Below are 26,011 nucleotides of genomic sequence, written 5' to 3' on the forward strand. Positions count from 1 at the left end.
ATTAAAATTTAACTAGCTTATATTATAAAATATAATGAAGATAAAAAAGATTCAAAAATTCTTACTTTCATTTGAGCAAGTTCCTGCACTAATTTATTTAGTTAAGTGGATTTCTATATGCTTATTATTAGGTGCTCTTGCAGGAAGTGTTTCTGCATTTTTTCTAACAAGTTTAGAATGGGCAACAAATTGGAGAGAATCTCATTTATGGATTATTGCTTTATTGCCAGTTGGAGGTTTTATAATTGGGTTGTCCTATCATTATTATGGAGATAGTGTAGTAAAAGGAAATAATTTATTACTCGAAGAGTTTCATTCACCAAAAAAAGTAATTCCATTTAGAATGGCTCCATTGGTATTGTTTGGAACCATTGTAACACATTTGTTTGGAGGTTCGGCAGGGCGAGAGGGAACAGCAGTTCAAATAGGAGGTGCAATTGCAGATAGGTTTACCAAAGTATTAAATTTATCTAAACGAGATAGGCAAATTGTATTAATAGCAGGTATAAGTGCTGGTTTTGCTTCTGTATTTGGAACTCCATTAGCAGGTGGAATATTTGCTTTGGAAGTATTGGTTTTAGGTAGAATAAGATTGGATGCTATAATTCCTAGTTTTTTATCTGCTGTTTTAGCTAATTATTTTTGTGAAATATGGGGTGTTCCTCATACGCATTATCATATTTCTTCTGTTGCTGAAATGACGCCAATAAATCTTTTATGGGCAGTTTTAGCAGGGATAATATTTGGGCTAGTTGCTAAGCTGTTTTCTAAATTAACTCATTTTTGGAGTGGTTTATTCAAAAAAAAGATAAAATATCCACCTTTAAGGCCTGTTGTTGGAGGTTTAATTTTAGCTGTAATAATTTATTTAATAGGTACTACAAAATATATTGGACTTGGAGTACCAACTATTGTAGAGTCGTTTAGTGAGCAAATGAATTCTTATGATTTTTTGCTGAAATTATTATTTACATCATTTACGCTAGGTGCTGGATTTAAAGGGGGAGAAGTAACACCTTTATTTTATATTGGAGCAACTTTGGGAAATGTATTAATTTGGTTTATTCCGTTACCAATGGGATTGTTGGCAGGAATGGGATTTGTAGCTGTTTTTGCAGGTGCTACAAATACACCAATTGCTTGTACTATTATGGGAATTGAATTATTTGGAATAGAGTCAGGAGTATTTATTGCTTTAGCCTGTAGTACTGCATATTTATTCTCAGGTCATTCTGGAGTGTATTCTTCACAAATTATTGGACGACCAAAGCACGTGAAATATAATAAAGAGAAAGGTTTGCAATTAGCGGATGTAGTTAAGGATAGGAAAAAATAAATGTAAATTGTATAACTGTTTGGTGTAAAATTATAGTTGAAAAATTTTATTGATTCTTAATTTTTCAACTTTAGAATCTATTAAATTACGGCATTTAAATAATTTAATTTCAAATTGCCTTTCAGGTATAACCTTATAAGTGGTTTTTATTAAAAATTGAATGGAATTGATTTTAAAAAAATGATAAGTTCCTTTTAATGAGAATGTTTCGGAAACTATTCTGTTGTTTAATTTTACTGTTTCTTTTCCTAAAAACGAATTATGTAGTTCAAGTTTGTTAGATCCAATATGGCATTCGTAATATTTCATAATTTGATTAATCTAATTTAAAGTTTGATTTCTAATTTTTTAACTTTTAAAAAGGGTTTCTTAAACAAAAAAGTTAGAGAAACCCTCTAAATAGACTGTAGGGACAATCGAATATTTTATAACATATTTAATACTGCAGTTGTGGGAACATATAGTTTAAGTGTTAGTGAAACATTTTTGATTGTATTCATACAAGCACTTCCAAAATAACAGAATAACTTCTGTAGTTTTGAATGTTTTTTTTTATTATTTAAATTCAGAATTGATTCAAAAAGTTGATTCAGATTCATAGCTTTTTACTTAATTTTATTATATAAACGTTACTCACAAACAATTGATTTAGTTTGTGTTATGAGGTATAATTATTAAGTTGGGTAAATTATTGCAATTAATTTTGCACGAAAGTAGTTAATGAATTTTAAAGTTCCAATAAAAATCTAATATTTTTTATAATTGGTAAAATACGTACTATTTTTAGTAGTTAATTTATGGGTGTAGCAATTTAAACCCCATTAATTTATTGCATAAATAATAGGATGAATTCTTTTAATAAACAGATAAGTAATTATGGTAAAAACCTACATTCTTTCTTCAATCCACTTTTTAAAAGCAAAAAAGTTTTGTGGAGCCACACCATGACCAACAGGATATTCTTGGTAGCTATGTTTAACTTCTATTTGGGTTAAAAATTCATGAGTTTGCCTAGCCCAATCAACAGGTAAAACTTGGTCAACGGTTCCGTGTGAGATAAAAAAGTCTAAATTTTTATAAAGAGGATTGTTGTAATTATCAGGTAAAATATCAAAATTAGCATAACCGCTTAAGCCAATTACTTTTTGAATCTTTTCTGGGTAGCTTAACGCAACAGATAGGCTTAATATACAGCCTTGGCTAAAGCCTAGTAAAAAGGTTTGCTCAGGAGTTTTTCCATAACGTTCTTGAACTTCAGAAATAAATATTGATATTTTATCTCTAGATTCTATAGCTTCTTCATCATCAGAAAATTTACCGCCGCTATTATCTACATTAATAGTGTACCAGCTATAACTACCAAAACCTAATGTTCTAGGTGCTCTAGCACTTACAATAATTAAATTTTCAGGCAGTTCTGTAGCGAAAGAGAATAAATCTTCTTCATTACTACCGTATCCGTGTAGTAAAATTAATAAGTTAGTTTGCTCGTTAATTTGGTTAGGTTCTCTAACTATGTATTGTAATGATAAGTTTTCCATTGTTGTGTAAATTTAAAAGTGTCATATAGAGCGCAGTAAAATACCTTGTAGATTTTTCACTTCGTTCAGGATGACACTTTTTAAAAGTTTATTTTTTGTTATGCAATTCCTTTAAACCAATCTTGAAAAAGATCTCCTAATAAAGGTATTTTTTTTTCTTCACCTTGAATAGCTCCTATTAAGGCAATAATCCAAAATACAAAAGCTCCTAAAGATATAATCATTCCTACAGTTCCGTTAATGTAAGAAGAAATTATACCTGCAGCTAAACTTAAAAGATTAATACCTACTGATTGACGAATATGAAATCCTGTAAATGAGTTTTTAGTATTGTTATTCATAAAATAAGCGATAATAAGACCAATCCACCATATATATGAAATTATTGCCATAGTTTTTCCTTCGTTTACTGTTTGATTTTCCATAAGTGTAGTTTTAGTTTATTTATAATTATAGTTCAATTTTATTATTTGCAATAACACCATAAACAGTACCTTTAGTAGGTTTGTTTAAATAAATTGCATTTTTTGAAGTAGAAAATATGTTTTCTTTTAGAAATAAATTCTCTCCCTCTGGGTTAAACAGAGTTAAATCTGCTTGTTCGCCAATATTTACAGGTGTTTGTTTAATATTAAAACGATTTTTGGCATTTGTTGTTAATGCATTAACAATTGTTTCTGTAGCTAAAACAGTGTTGGTGGCACCAAATAAACTTTCTAAACCTATAGTTCCGTTTTTAGCATTGCTATATTCAACTTTTTTATGTTCAATATCAATTGGGTTATGATCGCTTGTAATCATATCTATAGTGCCATTTTCTACACCTTTAATTAGAGCTTTAATGTCTTTTGAAGTTCTTAATGGCGGTAAAACTTTGGTATTTGTATCGAACGATTTTAATTCATCGTCCGTTAAGGTTAAATGATGTGCTGTAACACTACAAGTAACATCTAGTCCTTTTTGTTTTGCTTCTTTAATTAGCTTTACAGATTTAGCAGTTGAGATTGTTGGTATATGTAATTTACCACCAGTATACTCTAATAAAAATAAATCACGAGCAATTTGCATTTCTTCCGCTAATGTAGGTATTCCTTTTAAACCTAATTTAGTGCTGTTAACTTCTTCATTAACTATTCCTAAACCAGCAATTGAATTATCTTGAGGGTAACTTAATACTAACGCATTAAAATTTTGAGCGTACTGCAAACAAATTTTTAATAAATTGGCATTGTTTAGCGCTTTGTTGTAGTCGCCAAAAGCAACTGCTCCAGAGTTTTGCATATCAAATAATTCAGCAATATCTTTACCTTCGCTATTTTTAGTTAAGCTACCAATTGGGTATATTTTTGTTGCAGAACCGCAAGCTTTGTTTAAAATGTATTCAACGGCAGATTTATTATCAACTACCGGATTTGTTTTAGGATTTACAGCTACCGCAGTAAAACCACTTTTAGCAGCAGTTTTTAAACCGTTACTAATAGTTTCTCTTTCTTCAAAACCAGGTTCTCCAAAACATACAGAAGAGTCGAACCAGCCTTGCGAAACATGCAAGTTTTCAAAATTGTATTCTTTGTAATTTTCCGAAGAGGAAATAGAAGGAGAAATTTCTTTAATAATTCCATTTTCAATTAAAATATCAACTGTTTTATTATGAAAAGGACTGCTTTGGTCAATAATTTTAGCAGATTTAAGAAGTGTCATCATATTTTGAAATATTTTAAAATAAGCATTTCAATTAACAAAAATAGGGCAGAAAATGCTAAAAACCACTTAAAAAGCCAATTGATTTTGTAATCGGTATCAATTTTCTTTAAAACTGCGTCAATTGAATTGTAAAAGGTAATGTTAGAATTGGTTTTTTCTAAGTTTTCAATATCCATATAATTTTGAATACTTTCATTTCTATTATAGTTAAAAGCAATATTTTTTATGGTTGTATTATTGTTTTGAATATTGTAAAATCCACTTTTGCTAATTTGATCTTCAATAGTGAGTGTTGTTTTGTTAGTTGTGTTTTGTTGAAGTGGGATAAAAGATTGTAGCTTGTTACTAATTTTTAATACAGCATTTTTATCTAAAGTTGTTTGAATGTCAATTTTGTTGTTTTTGTTTAGCGTATAATAAAGTTGGTTTATGTTTATACTGTTTTTACCAATGTTGTAAAATATAGGAACAATTAAGGGGGTTTGTGTAAAATTAGTTGTGCTTGTTGAAAGGGGAGAAGCTACCCAATAAAACATTCCATTATTGTTGTTAGACGAAATGAAATTTTTAGTATTATCAAATTTTACAATAGGTAAACTTTTACTAAAAAAACTTGGGTAGTGTAAATCAGTTTTTGGGTATTCAAAATTCTTAATCTGTTTTTCAAATACGTTTTTAAAAATTGGATGATTAAAATTAATATCACTAATTAAGTGAGAAGTGTTCATCTTTTTTTTAATGGAACCAATAGTTAGTTTTTGAAGAAATGAGTTGTATAAATTTAGCTCAATATTTTCTGAAGGAATTAAAACAACGCTTCCACCATTTTTATAAAAATCATTTATTTTTAATGCTAATTCGTTTGGTATTTTATCTAATTCATTTAGTATAATTAAATGTTGTTTATTTAGGTTTCTATAGTTTAAATTTTGAAGTGAATGTTGCGTAAAATTAAACTCGTTTTTAGAGTATATTTTTTTTAAGAATTCAGCGGTTTTTCCAATGCTTAAAACGTTTATTTTTTCGGGCGAAGAAATGGTGAAATAAAAGTCGTTGTCAAAGGCTAGAGATTCATCATTAATAGATAGTTTTCCATTTAAATTTACACCTCTTTTTATTGTAAATTGAACTTTAGAAACGTTGCTTTCTAAAAATTTTGAAGAAGTTTTACCCAGTAATTTTTCTTCAGAAAATAAAGAAACAGGTAGGTTTTGTGTAATAATTTGGTTGCTTTTAATGAGTACTTCTAAGCTAATTTCAGAACTATTTTTGTTAGCAATAAATACACTATCTATATAAAAGTTATTTTTTTGAATAGGTTTCAAATTTACTGCTAAAAAAGAGCTGTTTACATTTGTAACTTCTTGGTTTATATTTTTTTTATTAGTATGAAAATCAGATATTAATATTTTTTTATGTAAAGTGTTTGTTTGATTGTTGTTTGTGCTGTTTAGCTTTAGTGTAGCAGTGTTTAAATTTATAGAATTTGAACTATATTTTAAATTTATTAACTCATTTTTTAACGTTGGAACGTCAATATTTTTAAAAATAGAATTGTCTGTTATTAAAGAAAAGTTAGAATTTTTAGAATCTAAGTTTTCAATAATTGTTTGCGTTGCATTTTTTAAAAGCTCTCCCTTTTCGCTTTTAGCTTGCATACTTAACGAGTTGTCTAAATAAATAGTTGTATGTACTTTTTGAGAAGCTTCGATATTAGAAAAATACGGTTGAGAAAAAGCTAAAATTAAACAACTTAAAGCAAGTAGTCTAGTGGCTAAAATTAACCACTTTTTTATGCGTGAACTTTTACGAGTTTTAAGTTCTATTTTTTTTAAAAATTTTACGTTTGTAAATGGAACTTTTACAAACTTTTGTAGCTGAAATAAATGAACAATTATCGGTATGATAAGAAGTAGAAAAGCGTATAAAATTTCAGGATTGTTAAACTGCATTTTTTAATAAAGATTTATCAAATATATTAATTTTTAAATGTTTTAATTAAAGTAATTTTTTAAAATTCCTAGTGCATAATTACTGGCAATTGTATTAGCAAATCTCGAAAAATCTATTGTTGCATTGTCATTTGCTTTGTCAGAAATTATTCTAATAATTGAAAATGGAGTATCATATTCATAACAAACTTGAGCTACAGATGCACCTTCCATTTCAACACAAATTGCAGTTGGTAATTGTTTATTTAAACGTCCTATTTTTTCTAAACTAGAAATAAATTGATCTCCACTTACAATGTCGCCATGAACAGTTTTTGGAGCTGTAATATTAAACTCTAGAGCTTCCGTTTTTTCTATATATTTATTATAATCTGTAATAAATTTAGATGAAGCATTTAATAGTTTAGAAGCATTTTTAGTTTCTAAATATTTCATTTTTAAAATAGGTATTTCGAATTTTTTGTAAAATGGTCTAGCATCTAAATCGTGTTGATATAAGTGTTTTCCAATAACAACATCGCCTATGTTTAATTCTGGTTTTATGCCTCCAGCAACTCCAGTAAATATTATTTCGTCTAGATTATAATCGTTAATTAATTGCGTTGTTGTAGCTGCAGAAGCTACTTTTCCCCAGCGCGAAAACACAATTACTACCTTTTTATTAAATAATGTTCCAGTAAAATAAGTTCTTTTTCCTTTTTCTGTAGTTTGTATATCCTTGAGTTCGTGCAATAGTGCTTGCACTTCTTCTTGCATTGCGCTTATAATTCCAATCATTAATTAGTTAATTTATAATGTGTCCGTCTTTCATTTCTAATTTTCTATCAGCCATATTAGCTAACTCACTGTTGTGAGTTACAATAACAAATGTTTGATTGAATTTTTTACGTAATTCAAAAAATAGCTCGTGTAAATTTTTTGCAGAAGCAGAATCTAGATTTCCACTAGGTTCATCTGCAAAAACAACATCTGGATTGTTAATTAGAGCTCTAGCTACAGCAACACGTTGTTGTTCTCCTCCAGATAATTCGTTGGGTTTGTGATTAATTCTATTCTTTAACCCTAAAAAATCTAACAGTTCAATTGCTCTTTTTTCGGCTTCTGTTTTGTTTTTGTTTGCTATATAAGCAGGAATACATACGTTTTCTAAAGCTGTAAATTCCGGTAATAATTGATGAAATTGAAATATAAAACCAATATGTTTATTTCTAAATTTTGAAAGGTTTTTTTCTTTTAAGTTTAATAAATCAGAATTATTAATGCTTAATGAAGTTTTATTTGTTTTGTTTGGCTTGTCTAAAGTGCCTAATATTTGTAATAATGTAGTTTTTCCTGCTCCAGATGGGCCAACAATGGCAACAATTTCACCTTTGTTAATTGTTAAACTAACACCTTTTAAAACCTCTAAATCTCCGTAAAGTTTATGTATTTTTTTTGCTTCTATCATTGCTTGTAATAATAGATGTGAAAATACAATTAAAATTTAATTACAACCAATTTTTCGCTTTATTATAATCTATATAATAAACAAGCCTTAAAGAGACATTGTGAAGTGCTGGTTGTTCAAATAAATTATCTAGATTATCTTTAAAATTTAAGTCTGCTAATTGATCTGAATTAAAAATTGAATTCCTATACAAAGCAATTAACTGGCTACCCGGAGCAAACTCCCAAGTGTAGTTTAAGTCTAAATTCCAAATATTATAGTTTATATCATTATTTTCTGAATAATTGCTGTACTCAGTTAAATTTCCTTTTTGCTCTAATAAATAATACTCTTTATCATATTTAACTGGCGACCAATAATGTCTAAAGGTTAAACCTAAAGCAGATTTTGTACTAAAATTATATTTACCTGAAATAGCATTTACAAACTCTTTGGTGTCTCTTTCTCCAAAAATTATATCATTAGTATCTAAAACAGTTACATACCCTTTATCGTTTGCATCTAACGCAAAGTTAAATTCATATACTAATAAAAGGTTGTCGGTAAACCTATATCTAGGCGAAAATCCAAATTTAAAAAAAGTGTTATTATCATTTAATCTTTGTGAAACAAAAAAATCGGTATCTAAAGCAAGTTTTTTATTGTAATCTGTTGAAATCCATTGTCCAATAGCTGCTCTACTCGGTTTTTTAAAGTAGCGTCCTTCAACTCTTGGTTCAAAAAAATCATATTCTTTACCAATGTTACCGTTAATATTTCCGCCATATGCAAGATTATTTTTTTTGAATTGCATATAATAATTTATCCCTGCTGAGCTCTCGGTAAATTTACTAGGTTTAAAAAGGTAATCAAAATCATTCCAAAAAGTAATCCTAAAATTGTTAAGCTTTTCTGTAGGTTCAAAAATTCTATAGGACAAATAAGTTTCAAAATTATTGAAGTTATTTCTTCTTTGAAAACCCAAATCATTTTTATCAAATTTAGTATCTTGAATGTGGTTTTCGATTCCCCATTGCCAATTTCCACTGATGTCTCTAAATGCTATGTCGCTAGAAAAACCGGTAGTAATTTTACCAAACTCATTTATAGTGCTTAATGCGCCTCCACCTTCAAGTTTGTATTTGTTTGCTTTATTTGTTAGGTCAAAAAGCAGTGCAGTAACATTAGCGTCTCTAAAAGACCCTTCTCTCCAAACATTTGTATTTACAAAGCTAACCGAAGAATTTTTATTAAACTGCTGATCTAAAACTAGTACATTGTAATTCGCAAAAGGCTCTGTAATTTGTTTTCTGTAAGAGACTATTTCTTCGTTTGTATCTGAATCCGTTTTTGTTTTTTTAATAGTTGCTTCGGTTTTTTGAGTTATTGCATTGAAAAAACCAATTCCTAATCCTTTTTTGTTTCTACCAGAAATTTTAATTGCGTTAAGCATATCAACACTAGATGGTTCGTTTGAAATTTCTTCATCGTCTTCTAAATCATCTGAATTTACATATGTTGTAGGGCTGTTACCAACTCTTCTAGAGTAGAATAAATCGCCTTTTTCAAAAAGTTCTGTTCCTTCAGTAAAAAAAGCTCTTTTTTCGGAAAATTGTTGCTCAAACGGACTTAAATTAAGGGTAATGTTGTCAAATTCTGTTTGACCAAAATCAGGAATTAAAGTGGCGTCTAAAGTAAAGGCTTCATTAATTCCAAATTTTACATCCATTCCAAAGCTTGAATCAAATTCGTTAGTTCCATCAAATGAAGCATATGAGCCTGAGGCATAAGGGAAAAAACTTAAGCGAATAGGAGGTGAGATGTTTTCTAAACCCGTTAATTCTCCTGCATATTGTTGAATGTTTCCTTTAGTTCTATCAATAAAATTCCAAGTATACTGCTCTCTAGAAATATTAAATTTTCTATGAAAATTTAAACCCCAAGTTTGAACTTTTTCATTAGAAAAGCGTAATTCAGAATAAGGTATTTTAACTTCTATAACCCATTTTTCATCATCAATTTTTACAGCACTTTGCCAAACACCGCTCCAGCTAAAATCTTCGTTGTTAGGAGTTGCTTTTGCATCAGCTTGATTACCTGTGGCTTGAATAAAAAATTCAGTATCATTTTGCCCATCATTTAATGGGTTTATCATAATTCCGAACCAATCTACCTGTCCAAAATTATCACGAGTAGAAGATTGTAATGAAATATTTTTTATATCATCATCATATAAATAAGCTCCAAAATAAATAGCTAAATCATCATAAGCTACTTTTACAATTGTTTTTTTGTTTTTAGGTTCTTTGTTTCCAGTTCCAGGACGAAACATTACAAAGTCTTTCATTTCTTCAGCTACTAACCAGAAATCTTCATTTAAAACACCATCAATTTTTGGTGCATTCTCTATTCTAAGAGCGTTAACAGATTTTGGGTTCGGGTTTATTTGAGATTGAACTAAATGTGCTATAAATAAGGCAATTAAGAATAGTTTGTTTTTCATCTAGGAGGTAGCTGTTTGAATTTATTATGCTAAAATATTTAACTTGTGTTTTTTCAGCTCTTAAATAAATGTTAATAATACGGTTATTAATATTGTTAATGACATATAAAGATTTTTATTGTTACAGTTTTGTATAGTTTTTTTTAAAATTTTACATTAAAAAGAAAAGGTTAGAGTTATTGGAGCTTTTATTAAATTCAATAATTATAGGTGTTTTCTTAATTTTTATGAAAATTCCATATTAAATATCGAATTTGATTTATTACATTTGTTGAAACCTAAACAAAAATTATTAACTAATGAATTTACACGAATACCAAGGAAAAGAACTGTTGAACAGTTTTGGTGTAAGAATTCAAAGAGGAATTGTTGCCGATAATCATAAAAAAGCAGTTGAAGCTGCAAAACAATTAGCTACAGAAACCGGTACGGGTTGGTGGGTAGTAAAAGCTCAAATACATGCTGGTGGAAGAGGAAAAGGTGGTGGAGTAAAGCTTGCCAAAAGTTTAGAGCAAGTAGAAAGTATTTCTGAAGATATAATAGGAATGATGCTTAAAACACCACAAACACCACCACAAGGTAAAAAAGTGAGTCAGGTTTTAGTGGCTGAAGATGTGTACTATCCTGGAGATAACGAACCTGAAGAATATTATATGTCTGTTCTTTTAAATAGAGCAACAGGAAAAAATATGATTATGTATTCTACTGAAGGTGGTATGGATATTGAAACAGTTGCAGAAGAAACACCACATTTAATTTTTACTGAAGAAATTGATCCATTAATAGGGTTGCAAGGTTTTCAAGCAAGAAAAATTGCTTTTAACCTAGGTTTATCTGGTGGTGCATTAAAAGAGATGATAAAATTTGTTTCGTCACTTTATACAGCTTTTGTTGAGTCTGATTCTTCTTTATTTGAAATAAACCCAGTTTTAAAAACATCAGACGATAAAATTTTAGCTGTTGATTCTAAAGTAACTTTAGATGACAATGCGTTATTTCGTCATAAAGACTTAGCTGAATTACGTGATTTACGTGAAGAAAACGAAATTGAAGTTGAAGCAAATGCAGCAGGTTTAAATTATGTAGATTTAGATGGTAATGTTGGTTGTATGGTAAATGGTGCTGGATTAGCAATGGGTACTATGGACTTAATTAAGCAATCTGGAGGTGAGCCTGCAAACTTTTTAGATGTTGGTGGAACAGCAGATGCTAAGCGTGTTGAAACAGCTTTTAGAATTATTTTGAAAGATGATAATGTTAAAGCAATTTTGGTTAACATTTTTGGAGGAATAGTTCGTTGCGATAGAGTAGCACAAGGTGTTATTGACGCATATAAAAATATGGGAGACGCTATTAAAGTTCCAATTATTGTGCGTTTACAAGGTACAAACGCTATTGAAGCTAAACAATTAATTGATGATAGTGGTTTGGATGTAATTTCTGCTACCGAATTTCAAGAAGCTGCAGATAAAGTACAAGAAGTATTAGCTTAAAAAGCTTATAATATAATATGAAAAAAGCCGACTAATTTAGTCGGCTTTTTTATTTTTTAAATTTGATAGATATTTTAAATATCATCAAAACTTACATCCGTAAAACTTTCAGAAGTAGCTTCTACTTCTACAGCAGCTTCAGATGGTCTTTTAAAATCTTTTTGGTGACGTTCAGAAATTACTTCTTCACCTTTTTCATTTATAATATAGTCTGTTGCAGCTTGTAACATTTCGTTAAATTCGGCAAAGTCTTCTTTATATAAATAAATTTTGTGTTTTTTGTAATGGAAAGTTCCATCGTCGTGAGTAAATTTCTTGCTTTCAGTTACTGTCAAGTAATAATCATCGGCCTTTGTTGCTCTTACATCAAAAAAATATGTTCTTCTACCAGCTCTTAAAACCTGAGAAAATATCTCTTCTTGATCTAAATGTTCTTTGTCATTCATAATTAACGTTCTATTTAATTAATCTTAATTTTAGATTTACACACACAAATCTATAAAAATAAAAGTATTTAAAAGCGTATTTTATATTTCTTTTTCTAAAAGTTGTTGATCAAAAAGTTCTTTATAATATCCGTCAATAGCAACTAATTCAGTATGAGAGCCTTGTTGAATGATTTTACCCTTATTTAGAACGATTATTTTGTCTGCATTTTTAACAGATGAAATTCGATGACTAACGATTACTGAAGTCTTGTTTTTGCTAATTTTATAAAGGTTATTTAGTATAATTTCTTCTGTTTCAGTATCTACAGCAGAAAGGCAATCGTCAAAAATTAAAATTTGAGGGTTTTTAATAATTGCTCTAGCAATAGAAATTCGTTGTTTTTGACCTCCAGATAAGGTAACACCTCTTTCGCCCACGTAAGTGTCGTAACCTTCGTTAAAATCGATTATATTATGGTGTATGTATGCATCTTTTGCGGCTTGTTCAATTTTTTTATCACTAGCATTTTCATCTCCAAATTTAATATTGTTTTTTATGGTGTCTGAAAATAGAAAAGCTTCTTGTGGTACAAAACCGATTGACTGTCTAAGGTTATCTAAGTTTAGTTGTTCAATATTCTTATTGTCAATATTAATAGATCCGTTAGAGACATCGTATAAACGAGCAATAAGGTTAATAATGGTAGATTTACCAGAACCTGTATTTCCAAGTATTGCAAGTGTTTCACCTCTTTTTATAGTAAAGCTTACATTGTCTAGAGCAGTAATATCAGTATCGTCATAGGTAAAAGTAACGTTCTTAAATTCAATTTTACCATTAATAGTAGATGGTTTAAGTTGGTTATTTTTAATTTCAGGTTCGTGTTTTAAAAATTCATTAATACGTTTTTGAGATGCTTCAGCTTGTTGAATTATTGAAGTAACCCAACCAACAACAGCTACAGGCCAAGTTAGCATATTTACATACATAATAAATTCTGCAATTACACCTAAAGATATAGAACCTTCAATATATCTTAAACCTCCAATATATACCACCATAACATTGCTAATTCCTATTAATAGAATCATTAATGGAAAAAATAAAGCTTGCGCTTTAAACAAATCAATATTTTTTTCTTTAGTAGTATTTGTTAAATCTTCAAACTCAGCAATAGCTTTATTTTCTATACCATAAGATTTTAAAATGCTAATTCCCGAAAATGTTTCTTGTGCATTAGCTGTTAATTTAGATAGGTATTGTTGTACAATAGTACTGCGTTTATTTATAATTCTGCTTAATATATAAATTGAAACAGATAATACAGGTAGAGGAAGTAATGTGTATGTAGTAAGTTTAGGGTCTATGCTGTACATTTTTATAATTGCAACAACAAAAAGCACCAACATGTTCATTGTATACATTATTGCAGGCCCAAAATACATACGCACTTTACTAACATCTTCACTAATTCTATTCATTAAATCACCTGTTTGATTTTTTTTATAGAAGTTTAGTGAAAGTCGTTGATATTGAGCATAAATTTCGTTTTTTAAATCGAATTCTATTAAACGAGACATTACAATGATGGTTTGTCTCATTAAAAAAGTAAAAAAACCAGAAAGTAATGCCACACCAACAATAAGTAAAATGTTGTTTAGTAAATCCGCTTTAACAACCGCTATATCAGTAATAAGTCCTTTGCTATAATCTTCAGCTGTATTTACAGAGTTTCTTATAATTTGTGGTACTTGTAGAGCTAATATTTTTGAGCAAACAGTAATTATAATACCTAATATTAAACGGTATTTGTATTTTGAAAAATATTTATTTAGGTATTTTAATGCTTTCATAAATGAATAAAACGTTGACTCAAATTTTAAAGCACGAATATAAGGCAATATAATTTTAAATAATCTATTTTAAGATACATTTAACGCTGATTAAAAAAGTAAAAACAATATTCTTATTCTCAAAAATAATAGTATTTTTGCGCTGTTATAAAAAACAATATTCAAAGTTCTTTAAATGATAAACAGAAGACACATTAGAGTTAAAGTAATGCAATCGGTATATGCAATGCTACAATCTAAAGATGACAACCTTCCTAAAGAGGAGAAGTTTCTATACCATAGTATAGATAAAATGTACGAATTGTACGCAATTATTCTTCGTCTTTTAGTTGAAGTAAGGAATATGGAGAAAGAACATATTGCACTTTCAAGCAAAAAAAGGTTTGCTACTAAAGAAGAATTAAATCCAAACAAAAAATTTATTGACAACGAAGTTTTTAAACAACTTTTTGAAAGTGTTTCATTAAACGATTTTATTGAAACCCACAAATTAGATTGTTGGTATTTACACCCAGACTATGTAAAAGAAATCTTGAAAGAGATTAAAGAAAGCAAAATTTACACTAGTTATATGGAAACTGAGACTTCTAACTTTAATAAAGATAGAGAGTTTGTAGTTGCAATATTTAAAAATGTAATTGCACCAAATGAAAAAATTGCAGACTATTTTGAAGGAGAAACAATTAGTTGGGTAGACGATATTCCATTTGTAAATACGTGGGTTGTAAAAACACTAAATCAATTAAAGGCAGGAAATGCTTTTATAATTGGGAAACTTTATAAGGATGAAGATGATAAAAAATTTGTTGTTGAATTGTTTAGAAAAACCATTTTAAATCATACTTCATTCGAAAAAGATATTGAAGATAAAACACCAAACTGGGATACAGAGCGTATAGCTGAAATTGATATGATTTTAATTAAAATGGCAATATGCGAGTTTTTAAAATTTCCATCAATACCTGCAAGAGTTTCTATTAACGAGTATATCGAAATTTCTAAAGATTACTCAACAACAAAAAGTAGCTTTTTTATAAATGGAGTTTTAGACAAAGTTTTAAAAGAGTTCGAAAGTGGAAAAAAAATAAATAAAATAGGAAGAGGATTATTATAATTTATATTTTTACAAAAATTAATACAATGAAAAAAATAACATTTTTATTAGCAATTCTTAGTATTGCGTTTGTATCATGTAAAGATGATGCTACAAAAAAAATTAACGCAAATAATGTTGAATTAGCAAAAGAGCGCGATAGTAAAATTAAGCTAGGAAGCCCAGTTATTGAGTTTGATAAAACCGAATATGATTTTGGGACTATTTCTGAAGGCGAAAAAGTAGAAGGTGTTTTTAACATAAAAAATACAGGTAAAACAGATTTAATGGTGTTAAGTGCAAAAGCAACTTGCGGATGTACTGTACCAACTTGGCCAAAAGAGGCAATTAAGCCTGGAGAATCTGCAGAGTTAAAATTTACTTTTAATTCTAAAGGAAGATCAGGAAAGCAAACAAAATCTATTACGTTACAAACTAATACAGAAAAAGTAACTGAGATTATTCGTATTAAAGGAATGGTTGAAAAAAAGAGTTAATAATTAAAACAAAAAATGCAAAATATGTTTAATACAATATTATTACAAATGGACACAGCGTCTTTAACAGGTATGTTACCGTTTTTATTAATGTTTGTGGTTATCTATTTATTTATGATTAGACCACAAATGAAAAAAGCAAAAAACGAAAAAAAATTTCAAAGTGAGTTAGCTAAAGGAGCTAAAGTTGTTACAACAAGCGGAATTCACGGAAAAGTTTTAGATTTAGTTGATAGCGATAATACGGTTATTATTGAAACAGGAGCTGGAAAAATTAAATTTGAAAGATCTGCTATTTCTATGGATTTAAGTAAAAAGTACTTACCAAAAGAAAAAAAGTAGTTTTTAAATAAAACATAAGTTTTAAAAAGTGAGCAATAGCTCACTTTTTTTGTATATTTAACTTTATTTTTTTGCAATGAAAAACTCTGTAATAAATTCAAATTTTGCTAAATTAAATAATAGAAAGGTAAAAGTCTTTTTGTTTTTTTTGGTGCTAACATCAATAATTTGGTTGTTGGTAGAACTTTCTAAAACCTATAAAAGTAAAGCCACTTTTGAAGTAAATTATATCAATGTTCCAAACAACTTACTATTACAAAAAGCACCAGATAAAGAGCTTGTTTTAGACTTAAAAGCACTTGGTTTTTCTTTATTAAAATATAAATTGAGTAAAAAGGAGTTGAATTTAAATTTAAGTCATTTACGCGAAAACACAAATGGCTACTATCTATTAGTAAACAATCAAAAAAGTTATTTATCTGCTCAATTAAAAGGAGATGTAGAAGTGTTAAACGTTTTGCAGGATACGCTTTATTTGGATTTTGGTAAAAAAATATTTAAAAAAATTCCGGTTGAGTTAGTGAGTGATTTAACGTTTAAATTAGGTTATAATTTTGTTAATAATATTCATATAAATCCAGATTCGGTTAGCATAAGTGGACCTAAAAAACATATTGATTCTATTCAAAAAATAACTACAACATTATTTACTCGTAATGATATTTACCAAAACATAAATGAAACAATAGGTTTAAATTTACCAGTTTCGGCTCAAAATGTAGAAGTATCTGCAAAAAGCGTTAAAATAACAGGTAAAGTAGATAAATTTACAGAAGGATCGTTTAAAATTCCAGTTTCAATTATTAATAAGCCTGTTGGCGTTGAAATTAATCCTTTTCCAAAAGAAATAGAAATATCCTACCAAGCAGGATTGGAAAACTTCAGCAAAATAACTAAAAATAGTGTACATATAGTTTTTGATTATAACGAGTATAAAAACGATACGTTAACCAATTTTTTAACACCTGTTGTAAAACAACAAAGTGAATTTATTTCAACATTAAAAATTTCTCCAACTCAAATCGAGTTTTTAATTCAACAACAATGATAGTAGGTTTAACTGGCGGTATTGGAAGTGGTAAAAGTACAGTGTTAGAGCTTTTTGTTAAGTTAGGCGCTATTCCTTTTATTGCAGATATAGAGGCAAAACAACTAATGGTTTTAAACCTAGAACTTGTGGAGCAAATAAAACTATTATTTGGTGAAGATGCTTATAAAAATGGAAAATTAAACAGAGCTTATATAGCTTCAATTGTTTTTAATGATAAAAGTAAATTAAGTCGGCTAAATAAATTAGTACATCCAAAAGTAAGAGAACATTTTAATGAGTTTGTAAAAAATAATGCAGGAAAAATTATTATTTATGAAGCAGCAATTTTGTTTGAAAGTGGAAGTAATGAGCTGTGTGATTCAATTATTACCGTTATTGCTGATAAAGATATTCGGATTAAGCGTATTTTAAAACGAGATTCAATAACAAAAGAAGAGATTGAGAGTAGAATGAAAAATCAATTGAATGATGAAGAAAAGGTTTTGAAGTCTAATTTTGTAATTAAAAATCATAGCTTAGAGGCTACAAAGCAGCAAGTTAGCGTAATTTTTGACGTGTTGGTTAAAATGAATATATCTTAGGAATTTTCACAAAAAATTGTTAAAAAATTATTAATACTGTTAATTTAAGTTAAAAACACTTCGTTTTAATGTTAAAACTTTAATTTTGACGTAATGGGAAAAAGAATATTTATACTCATAATTATTTTAATGAGTGTTTCTTTAATAGGTATTATTTCGGTTCAGTTTTTCTGGATTAAAAATACAATACAAATTTCTGAAGAACAGTTTTCAGCAAATGTGAAGTATTCTTTAGCAAAAGTATCTGATGAGATTAAAAAAACTGAGTTTGAACGTTTTTATAACGATTTGAATGAAAGATTTCAAAGTGAAGGTAAAAGCTTAAAATACTCTGATGTTAGAAAGTATATTTTTGAAAAAATAGATACAGCTAATAACGAAAGGTTTACCTATTCACAAAGTATAATTGAGGCCAATTATAAAGTTCCAACAGAGTTCTTTGAAAATGATTCTATAAACTTTAAAGAAGTTTTTAGTAAAGAAGAGTTTGTACTTGTAAAAGATAAATTATTTGATACTAAAACAGATGAAGTTCCAGAAGAAAGAATTGTAAAAACAGGTAGATTTAAAGAAGTTGAAAAAGCAAATATTTTAAGAGCTTTTGATGCTATTACTAGTAAAATGCCAATTCATAAACGTGTAAGTAATAGAGAAATAACTTCGCGTTTAGACAAGGAGTTAAAAACAAGAGGTATAAATACAAACTTTAAGTATGGTATTTATAGTAACGGTTTAGCAACACAAGTAAAATCTGGCTATTTTAGAAAAGAAGTTGGTAAAAGTTACATGGTACCAATGTTTGCAGATGTAAATGGTAATAGTAAGTTTCAATTGTTTGTAACTTTTCCAGAAAAGAAAAACTTTATAATTTCATCTATTATTAAAATTTTAAGTTTATCGGCATTATTTATTTTAATAATTATTATTGCATTTGTTACCGCATTGTATCAGTTAATACGTCAAAAGCAAATTTCTGAAATTAAAACAGATTTTATAAATAATATGACGCACGAGTTTAAAACTCCTATAGCCACTATCAATTTAGCGTTGGATGCTATAAAAAACCCTAAAATTATTAGTGATCAGGAGAAGGTGAAGCGTTATGTAAAAATGATTAGAGATGAAAATAAACGTATGCACGGACAGGTTGAAAATGTATTGCGTATTTCTAAACTAGAAAAAAATCAGTTAGATATTTCAAAAGATAAAGTTGATTTACACGATATAATATATGACGCTATTACGCATGTAGATTTATTAATAAAAGATAAAGGTGGTTATATAAAAGAGCATTTAAATGCAGAATTAACAGATATATTAGGTAACCATTTTCATTTAACAAATATTGTGGTTAATGTAATTGATAACGCCATTAAATATTCTGAAGAAACGCCTAAAATTGATATTTTTACGGAAAGTACACCAAAAAACATTATATTAAAGGTTAAAGATCAAGGTATTGGAATGACTAAAAATGTTCAAAAGAATGTTTTTAAAAAGTTTTATAGAGAAGAAAGAGGAAATGTACATAATGTGAAAGGACACGGTTTAGGACTTTCATATGTTAAAAAAATAGTAGAAATTCATCAGGGTGAAATATTTGTAGAAAGTGAAAAAGGAGTAGGAAGTACTTTTACAATTAAATTACCTTTGATATAAAATTAATTATAATGGAAAACAGTAGAATTTTATTAGTTGAAGACGATCCAAATTTTGGAACAGTTTTAAAAGATTATTTATCGCTAAACGATTATAACGTAACACACGCCAAAGATGGTTTAGAAGGGTTAATTATGTTTAAAAACGACGATTTTGACTTGTGTATTTTAGACGTTATGATGCCTAGAAAAGATGGTTTTTCATTAGCCAAAGATATTAGAGCAACAAATTCTGATGTTCCAATTATTTTTTTAACGGCAAAAACAATGAAAGAAGATGTTTTAAAAGGGTATGAAGCTGGAGCTGATGATTATTTAAACAAACCTTTCGATTCGGAAGTATTACTGTATAAGATTAAAGCCATTTTACAACGTAAAGAGTCTGAAAAATCTACAGAAGAGGAAACCTTTGAATATAAAATTGGAGGTTTTGATTTTAATTCTAAATTACGTCATTTAACGTATAATGGAGGTGAAGCTCAAAAATTATCTCCTAAAGAAAGTAAGTTGCTTAAAATGTTGGCAGTTTATAAAAATGACTTAATGCCAAGAGAATTAGCATTAACAAAAATTTGGAGAGACGATAATTATTTTACTTCAAGAAGTATGGATGTTTATATAGCTAAGCTTAGAAAATATTTAAAAGCAGATGAGCAGGTTGAAATACTAAATATTCACGGAGAAGGATTTAGACTAATAGATAAATCATAAAATAAAAAAGCCTGGAACTAAGTTTCAGGCTTTTTTTTGTAATAATATATTTTGTCATTCTGAACGATAGTGAAGAATCTCACGTATTGGTTGACACATAGATTTTTATTCCTTTATCACTCTATTCAGAATTACAGTACTTGATATAAGTTCCGGTTGTCATTCTGAACGATAGTGAAGAATCTCACGTATTGATTGGTACATAGATTCTTCATTCCTTTATCACTCTATTCAGAATTACAGTACTTGATATAAGTTCTGGTTGTCATTCTGAACGATAGTGAAGAATCTCACATTATGCTTTAGAAATGAGTGTTTATAAAATTCTCTAGCTTAGTATAAGTATCGTTTAAAGCATCGCCTTCCCAACCGTGACCTTCGTTTTCATATAATTTAAATTGATTGGTTACGCCTAATTCATCAAGTTTAGCTTGCATTTCAACACCCTGTGTTGTTGGAACCAAATTATCCATACCGCCATAAAAAAGAATGCTTGGAGGAGCAGAAGAGGTAACTACATGATACGGACTTATATTTTTATAATAAGTAGGGTTTGTTTCATAATTTACACCTGTTACTAATTGTATTCCTTGAGAAATTTCTAAATAATCTGGATTTTCAGTGTAATTAACATCTGTAAAATTTGTTGGGCCAACAATGCTGCAAACCATTTTTACATTTTTATCGGTATCGTATTTATAAGAATATAACATAGATAAATGAGCTCCAGCACTAATACCAATAAAACCAAAATTACTTGAAATTTGGTACTCATTGGCTTTCGTTTTTAATTTTGTAAAAACACTTTCTAAATCATCTATTTGCATTGGAAACGGGCTTTTGCCAATACCAGCAAGTCTATAATTTACGTTAACAATAGCGTAGTTAGGATAAGTTTCTTTTAATTTAGCAACAATATCATTTAAATCATTTTTATCTCCGCTAACCCAGCTTCCGCCGTGTACTAAAACAAAAGTTTTGGTAGTACTTTCGTCTCTGTTTGCAGGTAAATATACATCAAAAACTTGTTTGGTTTCGTTACCATAACTAACATTTAAAAGCTCCTTAGCAGTAGTTTTATCAATTATTACTGAATCATCACTACTAGAACAGCTATAGCTTACAACTATAAAAAAACTAAGAATTAATATTTTATTTATTATGTTTAATGTATATTTCATCATATTAAAATTAAATTTTTCTCAAAATACATAAAATATGGCACAACTTTTAAAAATATACGAAGAAAACCCAAGCGAGAAAATGTTAGATAAAGTGGTTGATGTATTAAAAAAAGGAGGCTTAATTATATATCCTACAGATACAGTTTATGGCTTAGGATGCGATATTACCAATACAAAGGCAATGGAAAAAGTTGCTAAAATAAAAGGAGTCAAACTTCAAAAGGCAAATTTTTCATTTATTTGTTACGATTTAAGTAACCTGTCAGATTATGTGCGTCAAATTGATACGCCAACCTATAAAATTTTAAAAAAGAATTTACCAGGTCCATATACATTTGTATTGCCAAGTAATAATAATTTGCCAAAAGCGTTTAAAGGAAAAAAAACGATAGGTATTCGTGTGCCAGACAACACAATAATTAGGGAGTTAGTAAATAGATTGGGAAATCCAATTGTTTCAACATCCATTCACGATGAAGATGATTTAATTGAATATACTACAGATCCAGAGTTAATTTACGAAAAATGGGGTAGCATTGTAGATATTGTTATTGATGGTGGTTATGGTGATAACACGGCATCTACTGTTGTAGATTTGTGTGATGGAGATGTGGTTGTGCTGCGAGAAGGTAAAGGATCTATAGATAATTTATAAATCGTTGTATTTTTTAATTCCTTGCACAAAATGGCTCCATACAATACTCTTATGGGTGTAGTAATTCTCTTTTTGAGTTAAAGCTTTACGTTTTTTTAGTATTTGAGGTAAATAGAAGTAAAAACTAAAATGAGCTTTTATAATAGCCCAAGTATGTTTGGGTCTAAATTCAGCTAAAAATTTAATTCCAGCAACGCCATCTAAAACTAGTCTTATAAAAATGATTCCTATTATTCTTTTTGAAGGTAAATTTTTAACCAGTGTAAATAAGCTATTTCTAAAATTTAAAAATGTTTTTTGTGGGCTCGATTCTTTTAATGTTGCTCCACCAACATGGAATACTGTTGAAGCACCTATATATTTAATATCGTAACCTAAATTTTGAACTCGCCAACATAAATCAATCTCTTCTTGATGTGCAAAATACTGATTATCAAAGCCTTTTAGGTTTTTGTAAACCGTATTTCTTATGAAGAAACAAGCTCCAGAAGCCCAAAAAATGGAAGTAGTATCGTTAAATTGATTATTGTCATTTTCTATATTATTAAATAATCTACCACGGCAGTAAGGGTAGCCATATTTATCTACAAAACCACCACCTGCACCTGCATATTCAAATTTGTTTTTATTTTTGAAGTCAAGTATTTTTGGTTGAATAATAGCTGTGTTAGATTCCTTTTTAAAGGTATCTAAAATAGGTGTAAGCCAATTTTTAGTAACTTCAACATCAGAGTTTAATAAACATAAAATATCTTCCTTAACTTGCTCTAAAGCTATATTGTAGCCTTTTGCAAAACCACCGTTTTGTTTATTTTTAATAATGTTAACTTCTGGATAGTTTTTCTTTAAAAAGTTAATAGAATTATCTGTTGAAGCATTATCGGCAACGTAAATAGAAACATTATCTAATTTGCTATTTGTAATAACTGAAGGAATAAATTTTTCCAACAATTTTTTTCCATTCCAATTAAGTATAACAATAGCTGTTTTCATTAGTGCAAACTTACTTTAAAAAGTGTAATTAAAGCCTAAAATTTTTCTTAATTAATTGCTGTAATGTGGAATATTTTCTAAAAAAACGTATTGTTCATTTTCTTTATCCATAGAACAGTAGTAATGTTGTAGGCCATTGGATACAACTAGATAAGTAGCATCTAATTTTAAATTGTATCTAGCTATTTGATCGAATGAGTTTTGCGTTATTTTTACCTTAGGAGCTTTACATTCCACAATTAAGTGAGGTAAGCCTTTAGTATTAAACACTAAAATATCAGTTCGTTTAGTTAGGTTGTTTATAGTTAGTTTTTTTTCAACAGCAATTAAAGAAATTGGATAGTTTTTTTCTTCAATTAAATAATGAATTATATGTTGTCTAACCCATTCTTCTGGAGTTAAAACCACATATTTTTTTCTAATAATATCAAAAATAAGATACTTATTTTCGTTACTTTTGATTTTGAATTTGTAAGTTGGTAAATTCAACACTTGCATACAGCAAAAATGCTAATTTTTTTTAATAAATGAGTGACGTTACTAAAATAGTTTCTGATATAAAAAACGGAGATATAAAACCTATTTATTTTTTAATGGGTGAAGAACCGTATTATATTGATAAAATTTCAGAATACATAGAGAAAAATATCCTTCATGAAGAAGAAAAAGGATTCAATCAAATGGTATTGTATGGAAGAGATGTTAGTGTTGAAGATATTATAGACAATGCAAAGCGTTTTCCTATGATGGCCGAAAGACAGGTTGTTATTGTAAAAGAAGCTCAAGATTTATCTCGTTCTATAGAAAAATTATCGAGTTATGCACAAAACGTTCAACCTTCAACAGTTTTAGTACTTTGTTATAAGTATAAAAAAATAGACAAGCGTAAAGCGCTTTATAAAGCAATTAATAAAGTAGGCGTTGTTTACGAAAGTAAAAAATTATACGAAAATCAAGTTGCAGATTGGGTTAGGAGAGTAGTTTCTGGAAAAAGATATGATATTGAAACGAAGGCAGCTTTAATGTTGGTGGAGTTTTTAGGAAGTGATTTAAGTAGAATTAGTAATGAGTTAGATAAATTGATGGTTATTTTACCTGAAAATTCTAAAATTACAGCCGATGATATTGAAAAAAATATTGGTATTAGTAAAGATTATAACAATTTTGAGTTACGAAAAGCTATAGGTGAGCGAAATATATTAAATTCAAATAAAATAATTAATTATTTTGCTAAAAATCAAAAATCGAATCCGTTGGTAATGACAATCTCGTTACTAAACAGTTTTTTTACTCAGTTATTAATATTCCATAGCTTAAATGATAAATCTAAAAATAATGTAGCTAAAGCATTAGGTATTAATCCGTATTTTGTAACAGATTATTCTAACGCTGCTAAAAATTATCCAATGCGAAAAGTGTCGCAGATAATAGCTTTACTACGAGAAGCGGATTTAAAAAGTAAAGGTGTAGGTGCTAATGCTTTACCTGTTGGCGAAATTTTAAAGGAGTTGGTTTTTAAAATAATTCACTAAAAATAAATATTATGAATTCAGTTATAAAAAACATATTGGCAGTAATTTTAGGTTTAGCTATTGGAAGCATTGTAAATATGGGGATTATAACTATTAGCGGTAGCGTTATTCCACCTCCAGAAGGTGTAGATCCAACAAGTATGCAAAGTTTAAAAGAAACAATGCATTTGTTTCGACCAAAGCATTATCTAATGCCATTTTTGGCACATGCATTGGGTGCATTTGTTGGAGCTTTTGTAGCTAGCGTTATAGCAAAAAAATCTAAATTAAAAATGGCACTAATTGTAGGTGTATTATTTTTAATTGGTGGCGTAATTAACGTTTTTATGTTGCCATCACCAATTTGGTTTGCTGTATTAGATATTGCGGTGGCTTATTTACCAATGGCCTGGTTTGGATATAAATTATCAGAAAACTTTACTAAAAAATAAAATTAGTTATTCAAAGTAATTCGTTGTTCTCGGTTTGCTAACTCCCAAGTAGTATAAAAAATTAGCTTTGTTCGTTTAGCTAATAAATCATAATTAATTTTATCGGGAGTATCAGAAGGTTCATGATAATCTTGATGCGTACCATTAAAGTAAAATATAACCGGAATATTATTTTTTGCAAAATTGTAATGGTCTGATCTGTAATAGTATCTATTAGGATCATTATCGCTATTATATCTATAATCTAAAAATAAGTTGGTAAATTTTTTGTTAACAGCTTCAGATATTTGGTGTAAATCAGTACTTAACTTATCTGAACCAATTAAATATATAAATTCAGGATTGTTTTCGTGCGCATCATCTACACGACCAATCATATCAATATTAAGGTTTGCAACAGTTTTTTCTAAAGGAAAAACAGGATGATTTGAGTAATATTTAGAACCTAATAATCCTTTTTCTTCACCAGTAACGTGTAAAAATAATATAGATCGTTTTGGACCATTTCCATCTAACGTTGCTTGTTTAAAAGCTTGAGCCATTTCCATAATAGCAGCAGTACCAGATCCATTATCATCGGCACCATTATAAATTTCTCCATTTTTTTCTCCTAAATGATCTAAATGAGCAGAAATAACAATAATTTCATTTGCCTTTGTGGTTCCTTCAATAAAAGCCAACACGTTTTCACTTGGTTTTAATGATGGATTTAAGAACTCTGTAGCAATTTCTTGGTAATAATCACCTTCACCATAAGGAGATTTAATAGTATTAGCAATGTAAAAGTTTTTTAAATATTCTGAAGTTAATTTTTGACCAGGCTCTCCTGTTAATCTACCATTAAACTTATCTGAAGCAATAATGAATAAATGTTCCTTTAGCTCACTTTTTTTAATTGTATTGGCATATTTAATAGCGGTTTCGCTTTCTGTTTCTAAAGAAATAGGTGTATGCAGCGTATTGTTATTGTTGCTTGCACAACTAAAAAACAAATAACTTAGAAGAATTAAAATAGTATGCTTCATAAAAATAATTATGTTGCAAAT

The 26,011-nt window shown here is 28.6% G+C and carries 26 protein-coding genes; 12 read left to right on the forward strand and 14 right to left on the reverse strand.

Features of this window, described 5'->3' with window-relative positions:
* Window positions 1-34 precede the first annotated feature (34 nt).
* A complete protein-coding gene (locus tag BLU40_RS05370) occupies window positions 35-1,336 on the forward strand; it encodes a voltage-gated chloride channel family protein (RefSeq protein ID WP_090120760.1) in 1,302 nt (433 codons plus the stop codon).
* 30 nt (window positions 1,337-1,366) lie between these two features.
* On the opposite strand, the gene BLU40_RS05375 is transcribed toward BLU40_RS05370, so the two are convergent.
* From BLU40_RS05375 to BLU40_RS05410, 8 genes are all read right to left on the reverse strand, one after another.
* Window positions 1,367-1,645: a hypothetical protein gene (locus BLU40_RS05375; protein ID WP_090120762.1), complete on the reverse strand. Its 279-nt coding sequence runs from the start codon at window positions 1,643-1,645 to the stop codon at window positions 1,367-1,369.
* Between the two features lie 578 nt (window positions 1,646-2,223).
* Window positions 2,224-2,877 carry an alpha/beta hydrolase gene (locus BLU40_RS05380; RefSeq protein ID WP_090120764.1) on the reverse strand — a complete coding sequence of 218 codons (654 nt, stop codon included), beginning with the start codon at window positions 2,875-2,877 and terminating at the stop codon, window positions 2,224-2,226.
* A 98-nt stretch (window positions 2,878-2,975) separates the two neighbouring features.
* Window positions 2,976-3,302 carry a DUF4870 domain-containing protein gene (locus BLU40_RS05385; RefSeq protein ID WP_090120766.1) on the reverse strand — a complete coding sequence of 109 codons (327 nt, stop codon included), beginning with the start codon at window positions 3,300-3,302 and terminating at the stop codon, window positions 2,976-2,978.
* Between the two features lie 25 nt (window positions 3,303-3,327).
* The gene (locus BLU40_RS05390; protein ID WP_090120769.1) at window positions 3,328-4,581 is read right to left on the reverse strand and encodes a dihydroorotase; all 1,254 of its coding nucleotides are present in this window, start codon (window positions 4,579-4,581) and stop codon (window positions 3,328-3,330) included.
* The gene (locus BLU40_RS05395; protein WP_090120772.1) at window positions 4,578-6,533 is read right to left on the reverse strand and encodes a BatA domain-containing protein; all 1,956 of its coding nucleotides are present in this window, start codon (window positions 6,531-6,533) and stop codon (window positions 4,578-4,580) included. The genes BLU40_RS05390 and BLU40_RS05395 overlap by 4 nt, the downstream gene beginning before the upstream one ends.
* A 42-nt stretch (window positions 6,534-6,575) precedes the next feature.
* Window positions 6,576-7,310 carry a 5'-methylthioadenosine/adenosylhomocysteine nucleosidase gene (locus BLU40_RS05400; RefSeq protein ID WP_090120776.1) on the reverse strand — a complete coding sequence of 245 codons (735 nt, stop codon included), beginning with the start codon at window positions 7,308-7,310 and terminating at the stop codon, window positions 6,576-6,578.
* Window positions 7,311-7,317: 7 nt separating this feature from the next.
* Window positions 7,318-7,980 carry an ABC transporter ATP-binding protein gene (locus BLU40_RS05405; RefSeq protein WP_090120781.1) on the reverse strand — a complete coding sequence of 221 codons (663 nt, stop codon included), beginning with the start codon at window positions 7,978-7,980 and terminating at the stop codon, window positions 7,318-7,320.
* A gap of 40 nt (window positions 7,981-8,020) precedes the next feature.
* Window positions 8,021-10,462: a DUF5916 domain-containing protein gene (locus BLU40_RS05410; protein WP_090120785.1), complete on the reverse strand. Its 2,442-nt coding sequence runs from the start codon at window positions 10,460-10,462 to the stop codon at window positions 8,021-8,023.
* A gap of 299 nt (window positions 10,463-10,761) precedes the next feature.
* On the opposite strand from BLU40_RS05410, the gene sucC reads away from it, so the two are divergent.
* Window positions 10,762-11,955 carry an ADP-forming succinate--CoA ligase subunit beta gene (gene sucC, locus BLU40_RS05415; RefSeq protein WP_090120789.1) on the forward strand — a complete coding sequence of 398 codons (1,194 nt, stop codon included), beginning with the start codon at window positions 10,762-10,764 and terminating at the stop codon, window positions 11,953-11,955.
* A 74-nt stretch (window positions 11,956-12,029) separates the two neighbouring features.
* On the opposite strand, the gene BLU40_RS05420 is transcribed toward sucC, so the two are convergent.
* Together BLU40_RS05420 and BLU40_RS05425 are read right to left on the reverse strand one after the other, a co-directional pair.
* Window positions 12,030-12,401: a PUR family DNA/RNA-binding protein gene (locus BLU40_RS05420; protein WP_090120793.1), complete on the reverse strand. Its 372-nt coding sequence runs from the start codon at window positions 12,399-12,401 to the stop codon at window positions 12,030-12,032.
* Between the two features lie 81 nt (window positions 12,402-12,482).
* The gene (locus BLU40_RS05425) at window positions 12,483-14,237 is read right to left on the reverse strand and encodes an ABC transporter ATP-binding protein (RefSeq protein WP_090120797.1); all 1,755 of its coding nucleotides are present in this window, start codon (window positions 14,235-14,237) and stop codon (window positions 12,483-12,485) included.
* A gap of 175 nt (window positions 14,238-14,412) precedes the next feature.
* Here BLU40_RS05425 and nusB point away from each other — a divergent pair, with 175 nt between their 5' ends.
* The 7 genes from nusB to BLU40_RS05460 all read left to right on the forward strand — a co-directional run bounded on the left by nusB (window position 14,413) and on the right by BLU40_RS05460 (window position 20,170).
* Window positions 14,413-15,351 (forward strand): transcription antitermination factor NusB, encoded by a 939-nt coding sequence (nusB, locus tag BLU40_RS05430; protein WP_090120798.1) that lies wholly within the window; start codon window positions 14,413-14,415, stop codon window positions 15,349-15,351.
* 26 nt (window positions 15,352-15,377) lie between these two features.
* A complete protein-coding gene (locus tag BLU40_RS05435) occupies window positions 15,378-15,827 on the forward strand; it encodes a DUF1573 domain-containing protein (RefSeq protein ID WP_090120800.1) in 450 nt (149 codons plus the stop codon).
* Between the two features lie 24 nt (window positions 15,828-15,851).
* The gene (gene yajC / locus BLU40_RS05440) at window positions 15,852-16,169 is read left to right on the forward strand and encodes a preprotein translocase subunit YajC (RefSeq protein WP_090121906.1); all 318 of its coding nucleotides are present in this window, start codon (window positions 15,852-15,854) and stop codon (window positions 16,167-16,169) included.
* A gap of 76 nt (window positions 16,170-16,245) precedes the next feature.
* Window positions 16,246-17,217 carry a CdaR family protein gene (locus tag BLU40_RS05445; RefSeq protein WP_090120802.1) on the forward strand — a complete coding sequence of 324 codons (972 nt, stop codon included), beginning with the start codon at window positions 16,246-16,248 and terminating at the stop codon, window positions 17,215-17,217.
* Window positions 17,214-17,801: a dephospho-CoA kinase gene (gene coaE, locus BLU40_RS05450; RefSeq protein WP_090120803.1), complete on the forward strand. Its 588-nt coding sequence runs from the start codon at window positions 17,214-17,216 to the stop codon at window positions 17,799-17,801. Before BLU40_RS05445 ends, coaE begins: the two co-directional genes overlap by 4 nt.
* A 93-nt stretch (window positions 17,802-17,894) precedes the next feature.
* Window positions 17,895-19,460 carry a sensor histidine kinase gene (locus BLU40_RS05455; protein WP_090120807.1) on the forward strand — a complete coding sequence of 522 codons (1,566 nt, stop codon included), beginning with the start codon at window positions 17,895-17,897 and terminating at the stop codon, window positions 19,458-19,460.
* Window positions 19,461-19,471: 11 nt separating this feature from the next.
* A complete protein-coding gene (locus BLU40_RS05460; RefSeq protein ID WP_090120810.1) occupies window positions 19,472-20,170 on the forward strand; it encodes a response regulator transcription factor in 699 nt (232 codons plus the stop codon).
* A gap of 302 nt (window positions 20,171-20,472) precedes the next feature.
* Here the strand turns inward: BLU40_RS05460 and BLU40_RS05465 are convergent, their stop codons facing one another.
* Window positions 20,473-21,354 (reverse strand): alpha/beta hydrolase, encoded by an 882-nt coding sequence (locus BLU40_RS05465; RefSeq protein ID WP_090120814.1) that lies wholly within the window; start codon window positions 21,352-21,354, stop codon window positions 20,473-20,475.
* Between the two features lie 34 nt (window positions 21,355-21,388).
* On the opposite strand from BLU40_RS05465, the gene BLU40_RS05470 reads away from it, so the two are divergent.
* Window positions 21,389-22,009 carry an L-threonylcarbamoyladenylate synthase gene (locus BLU40_RS05470; RefSeq protein WP_090120816.1) on the forward strand — a complete coding sequence of 207 codons (621 nt, stop codon included), beginning with the start codon at window positions 21,389-21,391 and terminating at the stop codon, window positions 22,007-22,009.
* Here the strand turns inward: BLU40_RS05470 and BLU40_RS05475 are convergent.
* Together BLU40_RS05475 and BLU40_RS05480 are read right to left on the reverse strand one after the other, a co-directional pair.
* Window positions 22,004-23,002, reverse strand: a complete 999-nt coding sequence (locus BLU40_RS05475) for a glycosyltransferase family 2 protein (RefSeq protein WP_090120820.1) — start codon at window positions 23,000-23,002, stop codon at window positions 22,004-22,006. The two genes, BLU40_RS05470 and BLU40_RS05475, sit on opposite strands and share 6 nt — an antisense overlap.
* Window positions 23,003-23,053: 51 nt before the next feature.
* On the reverse strand, window positions 23,054-23,500 hold the full coding sequence (locus BLU40_RS05480; protein WP_090120823.1) for a type I restriction enzyme HsdR N-terminal domain-containing protein: 447 nt from the start codon (window positions 23,498-23,500) through the stop codon (window positions 23,054-23,056).
* 29 nt (window positions 23,501-23,529) lie between these two features.
* On the opposite strand from BLU40_RS05480, the gene holA reads away from it, so the two are divergent.
* Both holA and BLU40_RS05490 read left to right on the forward strand, forming a co-directional pair.
* On the forward strand, window positions 23,530-24,534 hold the full coding sequence (gene holA, locus BLU40_RS05485; RefSeq protein WP_090120827.1) for a DNA polymerase III subunit delta: 1,005 nt from the start codon (window positions 23,530-23,532) through the stop codon (window positions 24,532-24,534).
* Window positions 24,535-24,545: 11 nt separating this feature from the next.
* Window positions 24,546-24,965 carry a hypothetical protein gene (locus tag BLU40_RS05490; RefSeq protein WP_090120829.1) on the forward strand — a complete coding sequence of 140 codons (420 nt, stop codon included), beginning with the start codon at window positions 24,546-24,548 and terminating at the stop codon, window positions 24,963-24,965.
* Between the two features lie 2 nt (window positions 24,966-24,967).
* Here BLU40_RS05490 and BLU40_RS05495 read toward each other — a convergent pair whose 3' ends face one another.
* Window positions 24,968-25,990, reverse strand: a complete 1,023-nt coding sequence (locus BLU40_RS05495) for a M28 family metallopeptidase (RefSeq protein ID WP_090120831.1) — start codon at window positions 25,988-25,990, stop codon at window positions 24,968-24,970.
* Window positions 25,991-26,011 lie beyond the last annotated feature (21 nt).

Source organism: Lutibacter oricola (assembly GCF_900106565.1).
GTDB lineage: Bacteria > Bacteroidota > Bacteroidia > Flavobacteriales > Flavobacteriaceae > Lutibacter > Lutibacter oricola.

Excerpts from the sequence above, each read along its gene's own strand:
- coaE (WP_090120803.1), top strand. The coding sequence starts at position 17,214 with ATGATAGTAGGTTTAACTGGCGGTATTGGAAGTGGTAAAAGTACAGTG.
- BLU40_RS05495 (WP_090120831.1), bottom strand. The coding sequence starts at position 25,990 with ATGAAGCATACTATTTTAATTCTTCTAAGTTATTTGTTTTTTAGTTGT.
- BLU40_RS05435 (WP_090120800.1), top strand. The coding sequence starts at position 15,378 with ATGAAAAAAATAACATTTTTATTAGCAATTCTTAGTATTGCGTTTGTA.
- BLU40_RS05395 (WP_090120772.1), bottom strand. The coding sequence starts at position 6,533 with ATGCAGTTTAACAATCCTGAAATTTTATACGCTTTTCTACTTCTTATC.
- BLU40_RS05470 (WP_090120816.1), top strand. The coding sequence starts at position 21,389 with ATGGCACAACTTTTAAAAATATACGAAGAAAACCCAAGCGAGAAAATG.
- BLU40_RS05490 (WP_090120829.1), top strand. The coding sequence starts at position 24,546 with ATGAATTCAGTTATAAAAAACATATTGGCAGTAATTTTAGGTTTAGCT.
- BLU40_RS05410 (WP_090120785.1), bottom strand. The coding sequence starts at position 10,462 with ATGAAAAACAAACTATTCTTAATTGCCTTATTTATAGCACATTTAGTT.
- BLU40_RS05480 (WP_090120823.1), bottom strand. The coding sequence starts at position 23,500 with ATGCAAGTGTTGAATTTACCAACTTACAAATTCAAAATCAAAAGTAAC.
- BLU40_RS05445 (WP_090120802.1), top strand. The coding sequence starts at position 16,246 with ATGAAAAACTCTGTAATAAATTCAAATTTTGCTAAATTAAATAATAGA.
- BLU40_RS05405 (WP_090120781.1), bottom strand. The coding sequence starts at position 7,980 with ATGATAGAAGCAAAAAAAATACATAAACTTTACGGAGATTTAGAGGTT.
- yajC (WP_090121906.1), top strand. The coding sequence starts at position 15,852 with ATGTTTAATACAATATTATTACAAATGGACACAGCGTCTTTAACAGGT.
- BLU40_RS05370 (WP_090120760.1), top strand. The coding sequence starts at position 35 with ATGAAGATAAAAAAGATTCAAAAATTCTTACTTTCATTTGAGCAAGTT.
- BLU40_RS05375 (WP_090120762.1), bottom strand. The coding sequence starts at position 1,645 with ATGAAATATTACGAATGCCATATTGGATCTAACAAACTTGAACTACAT.
- sucC (WP_090120789.1), top strand. The coding sequence starts at position 10,762 with ATGAATTTACACGAATACCAAGGAAAAGAACTGTTGAACAGTTTTGGT.
- BLU40_RS05380 (WP_090120764.1), bottom strand. The coding sequence starts at position 2,877 with ATGGAAAACTTATCATTACAATACATAGTTAGAGAACCTAACCAAATT.
- BLU40_RS05400 (WP_090120776.1), bottom strand. The coding sequence starts at position 7,310 with ATGATTGGAATTATAAGCGCAATGCAAGAAGAAGTGCAAGCACTATTG.
- BLU40_RS05390 (WP_090120769.1), bottom strand. The coding sequence starts at position 4,581 with ATGATGACACTTCTTAAATCTGCTAAAATTATTGACCAAAGCAGTCCT.
- BLU40_RS05465 (WP_090120814.1), bottom strand. The coding sequence starts at position 21,354 with ATGATGAAATATACATTAAACATAATAAATAAAATATTAATTCTTAGT.
- BLU40_RS05475 (WP_090120820.1), bottom strand. The coding sequence starts at position 23,002 with ATGAAAACAGCTATTGTTATACTTAATTGGAATGGAAAAAAATTGTTG.
- nusB (WP_090120798.1), top strand. The coding sequence starts at position 14,413 with ATGATAAACAGAAGACACATTAGAGTTAAAGTAATGCAATCGGTATAT.
- BLU40_RS05425 (WP_090120797.1), bottom strand. The coding sequence starts at position 14,237 with ATGAAAGCATTAAAATACCTAAATAAATATTTTTCAAAATACAAATAC.
- BLU40_RS05455 (WP_090120807.1), top strand. The coding sequence starts at position 17,895 with ATGGGAAAAAGAATATTTATACTCATAATTATTTTAATGAGTGTTTCT.
- BLU40_RS05385 (WP_090120766.1), bottom strand. The coding sequence starts at position 3,302 with ATGGAAAATCAAACAGTAAACGAAGGAAAAACTATGGCAATAATTTCA.
- holA (WP_090120827.1), top strand. The coding sequence starts at position 23,530 with ATGAGTGACGTTACTAAAATAGTTTCTGATATAAAAAACGGAGATATA.
- BLU40_RS05420 (WP_090120793.1), bottom strand. The coding sequence starts at position 12,401 with ATGAATGACAAAGAACATTTAGATCAAGAAGAGATATTTTCTCAGGTT.
- BLU40_RS05460 (WP_090120810.1), top strand. The coding sequence starts at position 19,472 with ATGGAAAACAGTAGAATTTTATTAGTTGAAGACGATCCAAATTTTGGA.